The organism is Dactylosporangium sp. NPDC005555 (genome assembly GCF_040605635.1).
Lineage (GTDB): Bacteria > Actinomycetota > Actinomycetes > Mycobacteriales > Micromonosporaceae > Dactylosporangium.
In genome coordinates this window covers 49,588-65,849 of record NZ_JBEXDG010000036.1, presented here as the reverse complement: position 1 = coordinate 65,849, position 16,262 = coordinate 49,588, and the positions used below count along the sequence as shown (strand labels likewise).

At 71.4% G+C, this 16,262-nt stretch carries 12 protein-coding genes; 7 read left to right on the top strand and 5 right to left on the bottom strand.

What is annotated here, in order from left to right; all coding sequences use genetic code 11:
* Positions 1-9: 9 nt before the first annotated feature.
* On the top strand, positions 10-1,905 hold the full coding sequence (locus tag ABZS58_RS32740) for a hypothetical protein (RefSeq protein ID WP_354787108.1): 1,896 nt from the start codon (positions 10-12) through the stop codon (positions 1,903-1,905).
* Positions 1,906-2,110: 205 nt separating this feature from the next.
* Here ABZS58_RS32740 and ABZS58_RS32735 read toward each other — a convergent pair whose 3' ends face one another.
* From ABZS58_RS32735 to ABZS58_RS32725, 3 genes are all read right to left on the bottom strand, one after another.
* The gene (locus tag ABZS58_RS32735; protein WP_354787142.1) at positions 2,111-4,957 is read right to left on the bottom strand and encodes a vitamin B12-dependent ribonucleotide reductase; all 2,847 of its coding nucleotides are present in this window, start codon (positions 4,955-4,957) and stop codon (positions 2,111-2,113) included.
* Between the two features lie 62 nt (positions 4,958-5,019).
* Positions 5,020-5,538 (bottom strand): transcriptional regulator NrdR, encoded by a 519-nt coding sequence (gene nrdR / locus ABZS58_RS32730; protein ID WP_354787107.1) that lies wholly within the window; start codon positions 5,536-5,538, stop codon positions 5,020-5,022.
* 275 nt (positions 5,539-5,813) lie between these two features.
* Positions 5,814-6,068: a LysM peptidoglycan-binding domain-containing protein gene (locus tag ABZS58_RS32725; protein WP_354787106.1), complete on the bottom strand. Its 255-nt coding sequence runs from the start codon at positions 6,066-6,068 to the stop codon at positions 5,814-5,816.
* A gap of 458 nt (positions 6,069-6,526) precedes the next feature.
* Between ABZS58_RS32725 and lexA the strand changes: the two genes are divergently transcribed.
* The gene (gene lexA, locus ABZS58_RS32720; protein ID WP_239135838.1) at positions 6,527-7,207 is read left to right on the top strand and encodes a transcriptional repressor LexA; all 681 of its coding nucleotides are present in this window, start codon (positions 6,527-6,529) and stop codon (positions 7,205-7,207) included.
* Positions 7,208-7,743: 536 nt separating this feature from the next.
* On the opposite strand, the gene ABZS58_RS32715 is transcribed toward lexA, so the two are convergent.
* Positions 7,744-8,952, bottom strand: coding sequence for a DUF349 domain-containing protein (locus ABZS58_RS32715; RefSeq protein ID WP_354787105.1), 1,209 nt, complete (start codon positions 8,950-8,952; stop codon positions 7,744-7,746).
* A 219-nt stretch (positions 8,953-9,171) separates the two neighbouring features.
* Here ABZS58_RS32715 and ABZS58_RS32710 point away from each other — a divergent pair, with 219 nt between their 5' ends.
* From ABZS58_RS32710 to dapF, 3 genes are read left to right on the top strand one after another with little or no spacing between them, the layout of a single operon-like run.
* The gene (locus ABZS58_RS32710) at positions 9,172-9,858 is read left to right on the top strand and encodes a class III extradiol dioxygenase subunit B-like domain-containing protein (RefSeq protein ID WP_354787104.1); all 687 of its coding nucleotides are present in this window, start codon (positions 9,172-9,174) and stop codon (positions 9,856-9,858) included.
* On the top strand, positions 9,855-10,742 hold the full coding sequence (gene miaA, locus ABZS58_RS32705; protein WP_354787103.1) for a tRNA (adenosine(37)-N6)-dimethylallyltransferase MiaA: 888 nt from the start codon (positions 9,855-9,857) through the stop codon (positions 10,740-10,742). The genes ABZS58_RS32710 and miaA overlap by 4 nt, the downstream gene beginning before the upstream one ends.
* 4 nt (positions 10,743-10,746) lie before the next feature.
* Positions 10,747-11,598, top strand: a complete 852-nt coding sequence (dapF, locus tag ABZS58_RS32700) for a diaminopimelate epimerase (RefSeq protein WP_354787102.1) — start codon at positions 10,747-10,749, stop codon at positions 11,596-11,598.
* Positions 11,599-11,674: 76 nt separating this feature from the next.
* Here dapF and ABZS58_RS32695 read toward each other — a convergent pair whose 3' ends face one another.
* A complete protein-coding gene (locus ABZS58_RS32695) occupies positions 11,675-13,135 on the bottom strand; it encodes an NAD-dependent malic enzyme (protein ID WP_354787101.1) in 1,461 nt (486 codons plus the stop codon).
* 114 nt (positions 13,136-13,249) lie between these two features.
* Here ABZS58_RS32695 and hflX point away from each other — a divergent pair, with 114 nt between their 5' ends.
* Positions 13,250-14,659, top strand: coding sequence for a GTPase HflX (gene hflX, locus ABZS58_RS32690; protein ID WP_354787100.1), 1,410 nt, complete (start codon positions 13,250-13,252; stop codon positions 14,657-14,659).
* 74 nt (positions 14,660-14,733) lie between these two features.
* Positions 14,734-16,221 (top strand): hypothetical protein, encoded by a 1,488-nt coding sequence (locus ABZS58_RS32685; protein ID WP_354787099.1) that lies wholly within the window; start codon positions 14,734-14,736, stop codon positions 16,219-16,221.
* The last annotated feature ends 41 nt before the right edge of the window (positions 16,222-16,262 follow it).

Here is a 16,262-nt window from a genome sequence, read left to right as displayed (position 1 = left end):
AAGTGAGTTGTGTCAGTATCCGCGCCCCCCAAGACGGACACCCTGAAGACGGACACCTCGACGACGAACGCCGCGAAGGCGGACGCCCCACCCGAGCAACTGGTCACCGCCGCCCTGGTCGCGGCCGCGTGGCTGGTCATCGCCCTGCTGTACCTCGCCGGGGTCGCGTACCTCGTGCCGCCGCTGCTCCTGGTCGCCACCGCCGCGCTCCTGCGGGGCGGCAGGACCGTCCTCGACCGGCTGATGCTCGCCACCGGCCTGCTGCTCGGGCTCACCTGCCTCGTCGCGCTCGCGTTCGCCGTCTGGCCGTGGGGCCTGCACCCGGTGACCGCCGGCGGCGCGGGCGCCACCGCCCTGATCGTCGCCGCCGCGCGGACCGGGCGCCGGCCCCGGCTGCCGCGCCCCCGCATCACCGACGGGATCGCCCTGCTCGCGGTCGCCGCCGTCGGCACCGTGGTCGCCTGGCCGCTGCTGCGCGGCGGCCGCGCCGGACGGCTCGCGCTCGTCATGGACGGCGAGGACCTCGCCCGGCACGCGGCGCTGTTCGACGCGATCCGCCGCGTGGGTGGGTACATCTTCCAGCGCCCGGACGAAGGAAAGACCCTCATCTACGAGGGCATGGTGTCCTACCCGCAGGGCGAGCACATGACGGCCGCGCTGCTCGACGGATTCGTCAGGTCCTCCGCCGCGGCCCAGGGCACCGGCGCCGGCATGTTCGAGCACTACCTGGCGTTCGTCGCGGCCGGCTACCTGCTGCTCGCCGCCACCCTCGTCTGGGCGGCGCAGTGGATCGGCGCGGGCGGCCTCACCCCGGCGCGCACCGCGGTCGTCGCGTTCGGGATCGCGGGGCTGTGCGCGTTCGGCGAGCTGCTGGACCTCGTCCGGTTCGGCTACCCGAGCCAGGTCCTGGGCCTCGCCGAGGCGCTCATGCTCCTCACCGTCCTCGTCCGGCCGGTGCCCCGCCGGCGCCAGCAGCTGCTGCTCGTCGCGTCCCTCCTGGCGGCCGTCGGGTTCACGTACTACCTGTACCTGCCGCCGGTCGGCCTCGCCGCGATCCTGTGGCTGATGCGGGAACGCCGGCGGCACCGCGCCCGTGCGATCCCCGCCCTCGCGCTCGCCATCGCCGTCACCAGCGCCGTGCCCCTGGCCATCGGCGTCCTCGTCGCCGGCCAGGCGGGCGCGCTGCTCAGCGTCGGCTCCCTGAAGGTCGGCCGCGAGGGCCTCGTCGTGCTGCTCTGCCTCGTCGCGTCGGGCATGCTGACCAGGCGCGGCCGCAAGAGCCGGATCTGGCGCTCGTACGCCCTGATCTTCGTCCCCGTGGCCGGCTTCGCCGTCGGCATGCTGGCCGTGCAGCGGCTCTTCGGCTCCGGCAGCGGGTATTACGCCAACAAGGCCCTGTTCCTCGTCCTGGCACTGCTCCTGGCGGGCACCGGCGCCCTCGCCCTGCACCTGCCCCGCCACCGGCTGACCCCGTCCCACCTGCGGACCGCGTCGGTCCTCATGGCGATCGTCGCCCTCATCGGCGGCGAACGCGCCGGCGACCAGCGCGAGCACCTCGACACCGGTTCCACCTGGCTGGCCGGAGCGGGCCCGGACCAGCTCCTCTACGCCAGAGCCGCCCTCGCCCTCCCGCCCGGCCCCCCGACCGTCGTCATCGGCGACGACCCCGGCTACGACTCGTACCGGCTGACCCTCTTCATCTCGACCCTGCACCGCACCTCGGGCGAGATGGCCGCCGCCACCTACCACGTCGGCCCGATCAACTCCCCGGACCGCCTCGACGCCGTGGTCGCGAGAATGCCCGGCCCGATGCGCCTGCTCGTCCTCTCCGACGACGCCCACTCCCGTGCCGAGTCCCTCCGCCACCGCCACCCCACCGCGAGGATCGAGATCCTCCGCGCCTGACGCCCGATGAGGCTGCCTACTGCCGCCGGTCAGGCCGACGCCACACCCCTGCCGACCCGCGGCGTGGTCGTGCGCTCATCGAACGGGGAGTGCCTCCCGCCGGAATTCAGCGGGAGGCACTCTTCGTATTGCCGCGTCAGGGGTTTGTCACCATCGTCTCCAGGTCACGAAGGTGTAGCAGGAGACATGGAGCAACTGCCCGGATTCAGCTGCAGCCGCTGGTGGAGCCGCAGCCCTCGCAGACGTAGCAGCTGCCGGCGGGGCGCATCTTCGTGCCGCAGGTGAAGCACAGCGGCGCGTCGGCGGCCTTGCCCTGGACCAGTTCGAGCAGCTCGGTCGACGAGCCGACCTTGCGCGGCGCGGCGACCTCGACCGGCTTCGCCGCCGGCTTCGTGGCCGTCTCCACCGGGGCGGAGTTGCGCATCTCGGTCAGGTCGACGTCGGGCTCGCCGGCCTCGGCACGCAGCTGGGCGGCCCGCTCCGCGGACGTGAGGACCCCCAGCTCCGACCGGGTGTCGAAGTCCAGGAAGTCCAGGGCGAGGCGCCGGAAGATGTAGTCCATGACGGACGACGCCAGGCGGATGTCCGGGTCGTCGGTCATGCCGGCCGGCTCGAAGCGCATGTTGACGAACTTGCTGACGTAGGTCTCCAGCGGCACGCCGTACTGCAGGCCGATGGAGATCGCCACGGAGAAGGCGTCCATGACGCCGGCCAGGGTGGAGCCCTGCTTCGACATCTTGAGGAAGACCTCGCCGAGGCCGTCGTCCGGGTACGACGACGCGGTCAGGTACCCCTCGGCGCCGGCGACGGAGAACGACACGGTCGTGCTCGGCCGCTTCTTCGGCAGCCGCTTGCGGACCGGGCGGTACTCGATGACTTTCTCGGTCTTCACGATCTCCTGGACCACGGGCTCGACGGCCTCGGCCGACTTCTTCGCGGAGGACGAGGACACCGCGGACAGCGGCTGGCCGACCTTGCAGTTGTCGCGGTAGATGGCCAGGGCCTTGAGGCCGAGCTTCCAGCCCTGGAAGTAGATCTCCTCGACGTCCTCGACGGTGGCCGCCTCCGGCATGTTGACCGTCTTGGAGATGGCGCCGGAGATGAAGGGCTGGATCGCCGACATCATCCGGACGTGGCCCATCGGGGCGATGGTGCGCTCGCCCATGGCGCAGTCGAACACGCTGTAGTGCTCGGCGCGCAGCCCGGGAGCGTCCACCACGTGGCCGTGCTCGGAGATGTGCTCGATGATCGCCTCGACCTGCTCCTCCTGGTACCCCAGGTTGCGCAGGGCGCGCGGGACGGTCTGGTTGACGATCTGCATCGAGCCGCCGCCGACGAGCTTCTTGAACTTGACCAGGGCCAGGTCCGGCTCGACGCCGGTCGTGTCGCAGTCCATCATCAGGCCGATGGTGCCGGTCGGGGCGAGGACGCTGGCCTGCGAGTTGCGCCAGCCGTTCCTGGCGCCGATCTCGTTGCCCCGGGCCCATTCCGCCGTCGCCGCGGTCTTGATCGCGACGTCGACGCCGCCGACAGTGCTGATCGCGTCGTTGGCGGTGGCGTGCTGGCGCATGACCCGCTGGTGCGGCACGGCGTTGCGGGCGTAGCCGTCGTACGCGCCGACGATGCCGGCGAGCTCGGCCGAACGGCGGTACGCGGTGCCGGACATGAGGCTGCTGATCGTCGCGGCGACCGCGCGGCCACCCTCGGAGTCGTACGCGAGGCCACTCGCCATGAGCAGGGCGCCGAGGTTGGCGTAGCCGATGCCGAGCTGCCGGTACGCGCGGGTGGTGTCGCCGATCTTCTCGGTCGGGAAGTCGGCGAAGCAGATCGAGATGTCCATCGCGGTGATGACGAACTCGACCGACTGCACGAACTTCTCCACCGCGAACGTGCCGTCGGCGTTGAGGTACTTCATCAGGTTGAGCGACGCGAGGTTGCAGCTGGAGTTGTCCAGGTGCATGTACTCGCTGCACGGGTTGGACGCGGTGATCCGCCCGGTCTCCGGGCAGGTGTGCCACTCGTTGATCGTGTCGTCGTACTGGATGCCGGGGTCGGCGCACTCCCACGCGGCCAGGGCGAGCTTGCGGAACAGCTCGCGGCCCTTGACGGTCGACACGACGCTGCCGTCGAGGCGGGAGCGCAGCGCGAACTCGGCGTCGTCCTCGATGGACCGCATGAACTCGGCGGAGACCCGGATCGAGTTGTTGGCGTTCTGGTACTGGACGCTGACGATGTCCTTGCCGCCGAGGTCCATGTCGAAGCCGGCGTCGCGCAGCGCGCGGATCTTGTCCTCTTCGCGGGCCTTGGTCTCGATGAACTCCTCGACGTCGGGGTGGTCGACGTCCAGGATCACCATCTTGGCCGCGCGGCGGGTCGCGCCGCCGCTCTTGATCGTCCCGGCGGACGCGTCGGCGCCGCGCATGAAGCTGACCGGGCCGCTGGCGGTGCCGCCGCTGCTGAGCAGCTCCTTCGAGGAGCGGATGCGGGACAGGTTGACGCCCGAGCCCGAGCCGCCCTTGAAGATCAGCCCCTCTTCCTTGTACCAGTCGAGGATGCTGTCCATCGAGTCGTCGACGGCGAGGATGAAACAGGCGCTGACCTGCTGCGGCGACTGGGTGCCGACGTTGAACCAGACGGGCGAGTTGAAGCTGAACACCTGGTGCAGCAGCATCCACGTCAGCTCGTGGGCGAACACCTCGGCGTCGCCGGGCGTGGCGAAGTATCCGTTGTCCTCGCCGGCCCGGCGGTAGACGGTCACGACGCGGTCGATCAGCTGCTTGAGCGACCACTCGCGGGCGTCGGTGCCGACCGCGCCGCGGAAGTACTTGGTGGTGACGATGTTCGCCGCGTTCACGGACCAGGAGTCCGGGTACTCGACGCCGCGCTGCTCGAAGTTGATCGAGCCGTCACGCCAGTTGGTCATGACGATGTCGCGACGCTCCCACGTCACCTCGTCGTAGGGGTGGACCCCCTCGGTCGTCCACACCCGCTCGACGCGCAGGCCCTGTGCCTCTTTGCGCGACGCTGCCTTGGTCTTCGTCTCCCCCGCCATCCGCGGCCCCCTCAGTGTCTTCACTTTTGTGTTGTCGTTTTCGGCGTTTGTACGACCTGCGCTCAGCCGACCGGTTCGGCGGCGCGCTCCCCCTGTGACGGTGCTGCCTGATGCTGCGTGGCGCTGGCCGGCCGGTTCGACGCGGCCCGCAGCGACGCGATCTCGCGCTCGAAGTCCTGCAGCGAGTCGAACGATCGGTAGACGCTCGCGAAGCGGAGGTAGGCCACCTCGTCGAGCTCCCGCAGCGGCGCGAGGATGGCCAGGCCGACCTCGTGGCTCGGCAGCTCGGCGGCGCCGCGGGCGCGGACGGTCTCCTCGACCTTCTGCGCGAGCACGGCGATCGCGTCCTCGTCGACCGGGCGGCCCTGGCACGCCTTGCGGACCCCCGCAATGATCTTGGTGCGGCTGAACGGCTCCGTCACGCCGCTGCGCTTGACGACGGCGAGGACGGCTTCCTCAACGGTGGTGAACCTGCGGCTGCATTCGGGACAGGACCGACGCCGGCGGATGATCTGGCCGTCCTCGGCCTCCCGGGAGTCGACCACCCGAGAGTCGGCGTGGCGGCAGTACGGGCAGCGCATGCGGTGGCCTTCCAGTCTACGTCGGATATGTCCGGATAAAACGCACGCGAACGCCCAACGGGCGGCCATTGATCCTGGCCTCCGCTGGTTGTCACCGTTGGTAAGGGTGATTGCCGAATCCACAACCTGTGGACGACTTACAACCCCGTAACTACTACATCTAGGGGTAGACGCTATGCCGACGCATACGCGGACGCAAGTTGATCCGCGAATTCCACCCCACGCGTGTCACGCGCCACATCATCTGGTGTTGGTGTGATGTTCGTTTGCCCTGATCAGCGTTGCCGTGGCAGGGCAAGCCGCTGCCCGGCGTCGACACTGTAGCCGTCCAAGTGGTTGAGACGGCGGATCTCCTCCATCGTCGCGTCACGCCCACGGGCCCCCGAGTGCCGGGTCGCGATGTCCCACAGCGTGTCGCCCGGCTGCACGACGACGACCGGCGCCGACCCCGGCGGGTCCGCCGCCTGCCCCGGCACCGCGACGAACGTGAAGATCCCGCCCACGACGGCGAGCAGCAGGCAGAAGAGCATGACGCGCCCCCTGCGGGTGAGCCGGACGGGTGGGTTTCGCGGGTGTCGTCGCATCTCAGCCCTCGATTCCGTACAGCCGTTCGATCGAACGGACGTACGATGGTCTACCAGAGCGGGAAGACCCGAGTCCAGCAACACGCCGAAAAATCGGCGCGCCACGTAGTACAGATGTTTGAAACTGTCACACCTCGGCGATACGGTGATCCACACACGATCGAGACGATTGATCGGGATACCCGAAATTTGCGACAGCCGGTGCCGTCACATCCGGTGACGGACGAGGTGGCGGGCCGCCCCAACGGCCCGTCCGCACCAGCGGCCTTCCCACCGCTGGTGCCAACAAGAGGGAGGACGACGTGTCAGCCGACGACCGCACCGACGATTCCGCCGAGGTCACCGCGATCGGCAGCGGCACCAGCCGCCGGGCCGGCACCCGCCGCCGCGGAGGCGAGCCGGAGATGCGCGCGGTCACCGCGGTGGTCAGCGCCTTCCCCGACCTGTTCGCCGCCGACCTGACCGTCCGCCAGCGGCGCATCCTCGAGTTCATCCGCAGCGCCGTGGAGCGCAACGGCTATCCGCCGAGCGTCCGCGAGATCGGCGAGGCCGTCGGCCTGGTCTCCCCCTCCAGCGTCGCCTATCAGCTCAAGGAGCTGGAGCGGAAGGGCTACCTGCGCCGCGACCCCAACCGGCCCCGCGCCGTCGACGTCCGCCCCCCGAGCGAGCTCGTCTCCGTCGACGAGGAGGCCGAGCGCGCCGCCCGCCCCGCCCCCGCGTATGTGCCCGTCCTGGGCCGCATCGCCGCCGGTGGCCCGATCCTCGCCGAGCAGGCCGTCGAGGACGTCTTCCCCCTCCCCCGCGAGCTCGTCGGCGAGGGCACCCTCTTCATGCTCCAGGTCAAGGGCTCCTCCATGATCGAGGCCGCCATCTGCGACGGCGACTGGGTCGTCGTCCGCCAGCAACCCAACGCCAACAACGGCGACATCGTCGCGGCCATGATCGACGGCGAAGCCACCGTCAAGACCTACCGCAACCGCGACGGCCACGTCTGGCTCATGCCGCAGAACCCGGCCTTCGACCCCATCGCCGGCGACCACGCCACCATCCTCGGCAGGGTCGTCACCGTCGTCCGCCGCATCTGACCCACTCCCCGGCCACCAGCCCCATCGGCTGCCACCTCAGCACCGCACCTCCGCCGTTCCGGGCCGTCGCCCGGGAGCCGGCGGTCGCCGGGACCGTTGTCGGACCGGTCCCGGATCGAGAATGGCCCGCCCGGCCTCCCCAGGCCGAGGCGGGCCTTCGTGTCCCACCCGCGGCCGACAACCCGCACCGCCTCGGCCCGCGCGCTTTTCGCATGATCCGGAAGAGTTGTTGTCGCTGGAGAGCCTGTTGCGTTTTGGCGGAAAACTGTCTCGTCGACGGTCGTCGCGACCCTCGACGGCTACCGATCGGCCGCGACCGGCTCGCACAGCCGTGTTTTTCTCAGCACGGAACGTGAGACGGCCATTTCGCAACAGGCTCTGGAGCGACGACAAGTCTTCCGGATCACGGAGAAGGGGCCGGCCGCGGGGTTTGGGGCGGAAAACGACGTTGACCACTACACGCCGCGGCGTGTAGTGGTCAACTTTTCTATGTCGGACGGGCTCGGGGGCCCGCCACTGGAGAAGTCGTGGGTGGGTCAGCCGGTGTGCTCGGCCATGGCGAGGAACTTGCGCTTCGACTCGAGGGCCTTCTCGGCCTCCTTGATGCGGCGCTGGTCGCCGGCGGCCTGAGCGGACGCGAGCTGCTGCTCGGCCCGGGCCACCTGCTCCCGCATCTGGGCGAGCAGGGGGCTCGCCTCCGGCGGGGTGCGGCGCCAAGCGGCGTCCATCGCGGTCTTGACCTTGTCCTCGACGACGCGGAGGCGGCGGTCCAGGCCGGTCTGGGCCTCACGGGGGACGCGGCCGACCTCGTGCCATGCGGCCTGGATGTCGCGGAACTTGGCCTGGGCGCCCTTCGGGTCGCCGTCGACGTCGAGGGCCTCGGCCTGCACGAGGAGCGCCTGCTTGGCGTCCAGGTTGCCCTTGAACTCTGCGTCGCGGGCGGTGAAGACCTCGCTGCGGCGCTTGAAGAAGGAGTCCTGGGCGGCGCGGAACCGCTCCCAGAGCTTCTGCTCCGTCTCCTTCGCGGCCCGGGGGGCGGCCTTCCACTCGGTCATGAGGTCCTTGAGGCGGGCGGCCGTCGCGTTCCACTCGGTGGACTCGGCGATCTGCTCGGCCTCGACGACCAGCTCCTCCTTGCGGCCCTGGGCCTGCTTGCGGCCGGCGTCCAGGGTGGCGAAGTGAGCGCCGCGGCGGCGGGTGAAGGCGTCGCGGGCGGCCGCGTAGCGCTTCCAGAGCTCGCTCTCGGCCTTCTTCTCGACGCCGTGGATGGACTTCCACTCGTCGAGGATCTCCTTGAGGCGGTCGCCCGCGGTCTTCCAGCCGGTGGCGTCGGCCGCGATCTGCTCGGCCTCCTCCACCAGGGTGGTCTTCCGGGTGAGGGCCTCGGCGCGGGCGGCGTCGCGGGCCGCGCGGGCGGCACCCGCCTTCTCCTCGGCGATCGAGGTCAGCTTGTCGAGGCGGGCGGCGAGCCCGTCGATGTCGCCGACCACGTGGGCCTCGTCCAGGCCGCTGCGCAGCCGCTTGATGGTGGACAGCGACTGACCTGCGTCGGCCGCACCGCTGCCGAGCCGGGCCTCGATCAGGTCGACCTCGGTCACCAGGTCGGCGAACCGGCGGGCGAAGTGGGCAAGGCCCTCCTCCGGTGTGCCGGCCTGCCACGATCCGATGGCCCGCTCTCCGGCTGCCGTCTTCACGAAGACGTTGCCGTCAGCGTCGATCCGTCCAAACGTCGTAGGCTCGCTCATCTGCCATCCTCGCTCCCGGCGTCCGTGGGATCGGGTATCCCACCGTCACGCCGCCATCGCACAGCAAAGTTCCCCATGGCATTCTCACAGGTGCGCCCCGGGGGCGGTCGAGGGCCTGCGGCCGAACCGTGACCATTCCGGTGCCATTCACACCGTCCAGAGCCACCGACGGGCCACAGATGGGGCGCGGAGCGCCGCGACGACCGTCCCGATACCGTTATGGACGTGCCACTCGTCGCCGCCGCAGTCTGCCCACATCCGCCGATGCTCGTGCCGGAGGTGGCCGCGGGGGCCGCCGGAGAGCTCGACGAGCTGCGTGCCGCCTGCCGCGTCGCGGTGGCGCACCTGGCCGGCGCCGAGTCACTCGTCGTGGTCGGTGCCGACACGATGACGGTACGCCGTGAACCCCCGTTCGGGGGGACCCTCTCCCCCTGGGGCATCGACGTGCGGGTCGGCGCGGCCACCGAAGACCCCTTGCCGCTGAGCCTGCTGATCGGCGCCTGGCTCGTCGAAGGCGACAAAAACCTAAATTTCGGAAATGTTCAGTTCTACTCCATCGCCGCGGACGCGACGCCGGACGAGTGCGCGGCGCTGGGCAGGAGCATCGCCGGCACCGACACCGCGATCCTCATCATGGGGGACGGATCCGCGTGCCGGGGCGAGAAGTCACCGGGTTATGACGACCCGAGGGCCGAGGGCTTCGACACGGCCGTCGCCGCCGCCCTCGCCGCAGGGGACACCAGGGCCCTGCTGGACCTGGACCCCGCCCTCGCCGCCGAGCTCCTGGCCGCAGGCCGCGCCCCGTGGCAGGTCCTGGCGGGCGCCGGCGCGGAGCACAAGACGACCGAGCTGCTGCACCACTCGGCGCCGTACGGCGTCGGCTATCTCGTCGCGAGCTGGCGGTGACCCGCGTCGTCGCGGTCGTCGGCCCCACCGCGGCGGGCAAGTCCGCGCTGAGCATCAGGCTCGCCCACGAGCTCGGCGGTGAGGTGGTCAACGCCGACTCGATGCAGCTGTACAAGGGCATGGACATCGGCACCGCCAAGCTCACCCTCACCGAGCGTGATGGCGTGCCGCACCACGTGCTCGACATCTGGGACGTGACCGAGCCGGCCAGCGTCGCGGTATACCAGGAGCTCGCCCGCGCGGCGATCGACGACATCGCCGCCCGCGGACGGGTCCCGCTCCTGGTCGGCGGCTCCGGGCTCTACGTGCGGGCCGTCCTGGAGGACTTCGACTTCCCCGGCACCGACCCCGGCCTGCGCGCCGCCCTGGAGCAGGAGCTCGCCGAGGTCGGTCCGCAGGTGCTGTACGCCCGGCTGCGGAGCACCGACCCGGAGGCGGCCGAGCGCATCCTGCCCGGCAACGGCCGCAGGATCGTCCGGGCCCTGGAGGTCAACGCGCTGACCGGCACGACGTTCACGGCGAGACTGCCTTCGCAGCCGCGGCCGGTGTACGACGCCCTGCAGGTCGGCGTCGACGTGGACACGGCGGTGCTGGACGCGCGCATCGAGACCCGCGTCGACGTGATGTGGGCGGCGGGCCTGGTCGACGAGGTGCGCGCCCTGGAGGCCAAGGGCCTGCGCGAGGGCAGGACGGCCGGCGCCGCGCTCGGCTACAAGCAGGTGCTCGACGACGAGGCCACCGCCAGGGCGGAGACGGTGCGGGCCACCAGGCGGTTCGTGCGCAGGCAGCGGTCCTGGTTCCGCCGGGACGACCGGATCGTGTGGCTCGATGGTGGCGCTGACGACATCGCCGCAGCGGCGCTGGGGGTCGTGCGGCAAGATTGACGCCATGCGCTTCGCCAAGGGACATGGAACGGGCAACGACTTCGTCATCCTGCCCGACCCCGACGGCGTGCTGCCGTTGACGCCGGCGTTCGTCGCCGCGCTCTGCGACCGCCGGCGGGGCCTCGGCGCCGACGGCGTCCTGCGCGTGGTCCGCAGCGCCGCCCACCCCGACGCCGAGGCGTCCGCGGCGACGGCCGAGTGGTTCATGGACTACTGGAACGCCGACGGCTCCCAGTCCGAGATGTGCGGCAACGGCGTGCGCGTCTACGCCCGCTATCTCGCCGAGGCCGGCCTGGTCGCCCCCGAGGGGTCGTTCAACCTGGTCACCCGCGCGGGCGTGGTGCCGGTGACCATCGGTGAGGAGATCGCCGCCGGCATGCCGATGCCGCGGGTGTACGTGCGCAGCGAGGCCACCAGCGAAGGCCGCACGTTCGGCGGCACGGCCGTGGACGTCGGCAACCCGCACCTGGTCTGCCCCGTCGACGAGCCCACGCTGGAGCGGCTGGACCTGACCCGCGCGCCCGGCATCGACCCGCTGATCTTCCCGGCCGGCGTCAACGTCGAGTTCGCCGCGGCCGGGTCACCGCCGGCCGGCGCCGACCTGTACCGGAGGATGCGCGTCTACGAGCGCGGCTCCGGCGAGACGCAGTCGTGCGGATCCGGGGCGTGCGCGGTCGCGGCGGTCGCCCTCGACCACGCCGGCCTGGAGACCGGCGTGGTCGTCGTGGACGTGCCCGGCGGCCGGCTGACGATCACGCAGACGGCGTCGGAGTTCCTGCTCGCCGGCCCGGCCGTGATCGTCGCCCACGGCGACGTCGACGCCCAGGCGATCCGCCAGCTGGCGCCGACCTTCTAGACCCGCGTCCGGCTTCCCCAGCTCCCACGGCGCGCCGTCCGCACTGGCCGGCGCGCCGGAAACGCGGCAGGCCGGGTCAGGCCCGCTCGACGGGGGCCGGGAGGGCGGACGGCTCGCCGTCCACCGTGCTGTCCAGGTAGGCGCCCTTCGCGGCGGCCCTGACCGCGGCGGCGACGGCCGGGGCGACGCGCGCGTCGAAGACGCTGGGCACGATGACGCTCGGGTTGAGCTTGTCCTCGCCGACGGAGTCCGCGATCGCCCGGGCCGCCGCGATGGCCATCGCCTCGGTGAACTCGCGCGCCTGCGCGTCGAGCATGCCCCGGAACACGCCGGGGAAGGCGAGGACGTTGTTGATCTGGTTCGGCTGGTCGGAACGGCCGGTGGCGACGATGGCCGCGTGCTCGCGGGCCTCCCGAGGGTCGACCTCCGGGTCGGGGTTGGCCAGGGCGAACACGATCGAGCCCGGCGCCATCGTGGCGATGTCGTCGCCGGTGAGCAGGTTCGGCGCGCTGACCCCGATGAAGACGTCCGCGCCGCGCAGCGCGCCCTTGAGGTCGCCGGCGTAGCCGGTCTTGTTGGTGTTCTCGACCAGCCACGACCATGCGCCGGTGAGGCCGGGCAGGTCGCGGTGCAGGGCGCCGGGCCGGTCGGTGGCGATCACGTCGCCGACGCCCTGGCGCAGCAGCAGCTTGATGATCGCCGTGCCGGCCGCACCCGCGCCGCTGACCACGACCCGGATGTCGCTCATGGACTTGCCGACGACGCGCAGCGCGTTGGTGAGCGCGGCCAGGACGCAGATGGCCGTGCCGTGCTGGTCGTCGTGGAACACGGGGATGTCCAGCATCGCCCGCAGCCGCTCCTCGATCTCGAAACAGCGCGGCGCGGCGATGTCCTCGAGGTTGATGCCACCGTACGCCGGGGCGATCGCCCGCACGATCGAGATGATCTCCTCGGTGTCCTGCGTGTCGAGCGCGACCGGCCACGCGTCGACGCCGCCGAACCGCTTGAACAGCGCGGCCTTGCCCTCCATGACGGGCATCGCGGCGAACGGGCCGATGTTGCCCAGGCCGAGCACGGCGGAGCCGTCGGTGACGACCGCGACCGTGTTGCGCTTGATCGTCAGGCGGCGGGCGTCGTCGGGGTTCTCCGCGATCTGCAGGCACACGCGGGCCACCCCGGGCGTGTACGCCCGTGACAGCTCGTCACGGTTGCGCAGCGCGACCTTCGGGGTGACCTCGATCTTGCCACCGAGGTGCAGCAGGAACGTGCGGTCCGACACCTTGCGCACGTCGACCCCGTCGAGCTTCTCCAGGCAGGCCACGACCTGCTCGGCGTGCGCGGAGTCGGCGGTGTCGCAGGTCAGGTCGACCACGACCGCGGTGCTGTCGGAGTCGACGACGTCGACCGCGGTGACGACGCCCCCCGCCTCACCGACCGCGGTGGTGAGGCGTCCGATCGCCGAGGCATCGGCGCGGACGGAGACACGGATCGTGATGGAGAACCCGGCGCTGGGCAAACGGTGCGTGGCAGTCGTCACGTCACCCATTCTTATCCCCCGGCCCGGGTGACCTGCGCGGGGGGACATATCAAGTGCCGCGAACGCGGCGAGGTGTCACGATTGGGGGGTCATACGGATCGGAACAAGGAGAACATGTTGCGAGCAACCGCCGCGGAAACCTGGGAGATCGCCGACGACGGCGACGGCCTGGAGCTCGAGGAGCGGCATGCGCTTCGCCGTGTCGCCGGTCTGTCGACCGAGCTCGCCGACGTCACCGAGGTCGAATACCGCCAGCTGCGCCTCGAGCGGGTCGTGCTCGTCGGGGTGTGGACCGAAGGCACCGCCACCGACGCGGAGAACTCCCTCGCGGAGCTCGCCGCCCTCGCCGAGACCGCCGGGTCGCAGGTCCTCGACGGGCTGATCCAGCGCCGCAGCCGGCCCGACTCCAGCACCTACATCGGCTCCGGCAAGGTCGACGAGCTGCGGGTCGTGGTGCAGAGCACCGGCGCCGACACCGTCATCTGCGACGGGGAGCTGTCCCCCTCGCAGCTGCGGACCCTGGAGGCGAAGGTCAACGTCAAGGTCATCGACCGGACGGCGCTGATCCTGGACATCTTCGCCCAGCACGCGAAGAGCAAGGAGGGCAAGGCCCAGGTCGAGCTCGCGCAGCTGCAGTACTTCCTGCCGCGGCTGCGAGGCTGGGGTGAGGCGCTGAGCCGGCAGGCCGGTGGCTCCGCCAGTGGCAACGGCGGCGTGGGCCTCCGCGGTCCCGGTGAGACCAAGATCGAGACCGACCGGCGCCGGATCCGCACGAAGATCAGCCGGCTCAAGCGCGAGATCGCCGCGATGGCGACGATCCGCGACACCAAGCGCGCCACCCGGCGCCGCAACAGGGTGCCCAGCGTCGCGATCGCCGGCTACACCAACGCGGGGAAGTCGAGCCTGCTCAACCGGCTCACCGGCGCGGGTGTGCTGGTCGAGGACGCGCTGTTCGCCACGCTGGACACCACGACCAGGCGCTCGCGCACCGACGACGGCCGGCTGTACACGCTGTCGGACACCGTCGGGTTCGTCCGGCACCTGCCGCACCAGCTCATCGAGGCGTTCCGCTCCACCCTGGAGGAGGTCGCCGAGGCCGACCTCGTCCTGCACGTCGTGGACGGCGCCCACGCCGACCCCGAGGAGCAGATCCGCGCCGTCCGCGAGGTCCTCGCCGAGGTCGGTGCGGACGCCGTGCCGGAGCTGCTGGTCGTCAACAAGATCGACGCCGCCGACGAGGAGACCCAGCTGCGGCTGAAGTCCCTGTGGCCGGACGCCGTGTTCGCCTCGGCGCGCACCGGATCGGGCATCGACGCGGTCAGGGCGGCACTGGAGCAGCGGCTGCCGTGGCCGGCGATCGAGCTGACGGCCGTGGTGCCCTACGAGCGGGGTGACCTGGTCGCGAGGGTCCACACGATCGGCGAGGTGCTCGAGACCGCGCACCTGGCCGAGGGCACGCGGATCCGGGCGCGGATCAACGAGACCCTGGCCGCGGAGCTCGCCCCATTTGCCGTGAAGTCGTAGGTTCGTCTGATCACTGCGAGTGAGAGCCGGACCGGGCTCACCCACTTCCGGTCCGGCTCTGCCAGACTTGTCCGATGCGACAGCGGGTTGGCCTGGCGATCGGTGCGGCTTGTGGTGCGGTGACGAGTCTGTTCCTGGGGCTCGCGGCGCCTGCCGCGGCCGCGCCGACCCCGGCGGCGACCACCGGCCAGGCATCGACCGAGGGCGCAGGTCAGACCGTCTGCACCCCCGACTCTTCCAAGATCAACGAGATCTCCGGTCTCGTCGCGACCGCCACCGGCTTCTACGCGATCAACGACAGCGCCCCCGCCGGCGGCAAGGCCAGGATCTTCACCCTCGACGCGGCCTGCAAGGTCGTCGGCACTCCGGTCAACTACGACCCGACCGCCCGCGACCCCGAAGACCTCGCGATGGACAAGAACGAGACGCTGTGGATCGCCGACATCGGCGACAACACCGAGGCCGCCGGCGGCAGCGCCGCCGCCCGCCCGACCGTCGCGGTGTGGACCCTGGCCAAGGGCGCCAAGGCGCCGGTCATCAACCGTCTCGCGTATCCGGACGGCAAGAAGCGCGACGCCGAGGCCATGCTGCTGGGCGGCGACGGCCTGCCGATCATCATCACCAAGGACCCCGTCGGCGAGGTCTGGGTCCCCGAGGGCCCGCTGCAGCCCAACACCACCAAGGGCGTCAAGCTCAAGCAGGTGGGCACGTTCGCTCCCCAGGAGACGAAGACGCCCAACCCCCTCGCCTTCCTCGGCTGGAAGGCGATCACCGGCGCCGCCTCCTCGCCCGACGGCACCCGGGTCGTCATCCGCACCTACTCCGACGCCTACGAGTTCGACGTCCAGGGCGGCGACGTCATCAAGGCCATCACCACCGGCAAGCCGCGCATCACGCCCCTGCCCAACGAGGCCCGCGGCGAGGCCATCACCTACTCGACGGACGGCAAGCAGTTCATCACCGCCTCCGACGTGCCCGCCGACCAGAGGGCGCCGATCCTCAGGTACACGCCGCAGAACGTCACCCCCGGCAAGGGCGGCGGCGCGGTCCTGCCGACGCCGAAGCCCGACGAGCGGTCGTTCCTGGAAAACCTGACGCTGCAGGACATCACCTACATGGTGGCCGCCATCGGCATCCTGGGCCTGCTGCTCGTCGTCGCCGGCATCATCGGCATCCGCCGCTCCCGCGCCACCCGCCGCGCCGCCGCCGGGTCCGGCCCTGTCCGCGGCTCGGCACCCCGCCCCGTCGGCGACGACCTGCCCCCGGACGACGGCGGCACCGGCAACGTCTACGGCGCCCGCCCGGCCACCTCGGCCGCCCGCGGCGCGACCGCCCCCGCCGGCACCGTCTACGGCGCCGGCGGCGGCCAGCCCGACCCGCGCGACCTCGACCATCAGCCCGGCTGGGGCCCAGGGGACCAGCCGCGCGGCTACTCCCCTGGGCCCCAGCCGGGCGGCGTCTACGGCGCCCCACAGGGCGGCTACGACCAGCGCGGCGCCTACGGCTCAGGCCACCCCGGCGACCAGGGCGGCTACGAACGCGGCTACGCCCCCCACCGCTGACCGCACCGCACCCATGATCAGGTGGGCCTTGCGCAGCCGGC

Excerpts from the sequence above, each read along its gene's own strand:
- ABZS58_RS32735 (WP_354787142.1), bottom strand. The coding sequence starts at position 4,957 with ATGGCGGGGGAGACGAAGACCAAGGCAGCGTCGCGCAAAGAGGCACAG.
- nrdR (WP_354787107.1), bottom strand. The coding sequence starts at position 5,538 with ATGCGCTGCCCGTACTGCCGCCACGCCGACTCTCGGGTGGTCGACTCC.
- ABZS58_RS32725 (WP_354787106.1), bottom strand. The coding sequence starts at position 6,068 with ATGCTCTTCTGCCTGCTGCTCGCCGTCGTGGGCGGGATCTTCACGTTC.
- lexA (WP_239135838.1), top strand. The coding sequence starts at position 6,527 with ATGCGCGCGGTCACCGCGGTGGTCAGCGCCTTCCCCGACCTGTTCGCC.
- ABZS58_RS32715 (WP_354787105.1), bottom strand. The coding sequence starts at position 8,952 with ATGAGCGAGCCTACGACGTTTGGACGGATCGACGCTGACGGCAACGTC.
- ABZS58_RS32710 (WP_354787104.1), top strand. The coding sequence starts at position 9,172 with ATGGACGTGCCACTCGTCGCCGCCGCAGTCTGCCCACATCCGCCGATG.
- dapF (WP_354787102.1), top strand. The coding sequence starts at position 10,747 with ATGCGCTTCGCCAAGGGACATGGAACGGGCAACGACTTCGTCATCCTG.
- hflX (WP_354787100.1), top strand. The coding sequence starts at position 13,250 with ATGTTGCGAGCAACCGCCGCGGAAACCTGGGAGATCGCCGACGACGGC.
- ABZS58_RS32685 (WP_354787099.1), top strand. The coding sequence starts at position 14,734 with ATGCGACAGCGGGTTGGCCTGGCGATCGGTGCGGCTTGTGGTGCGGTG.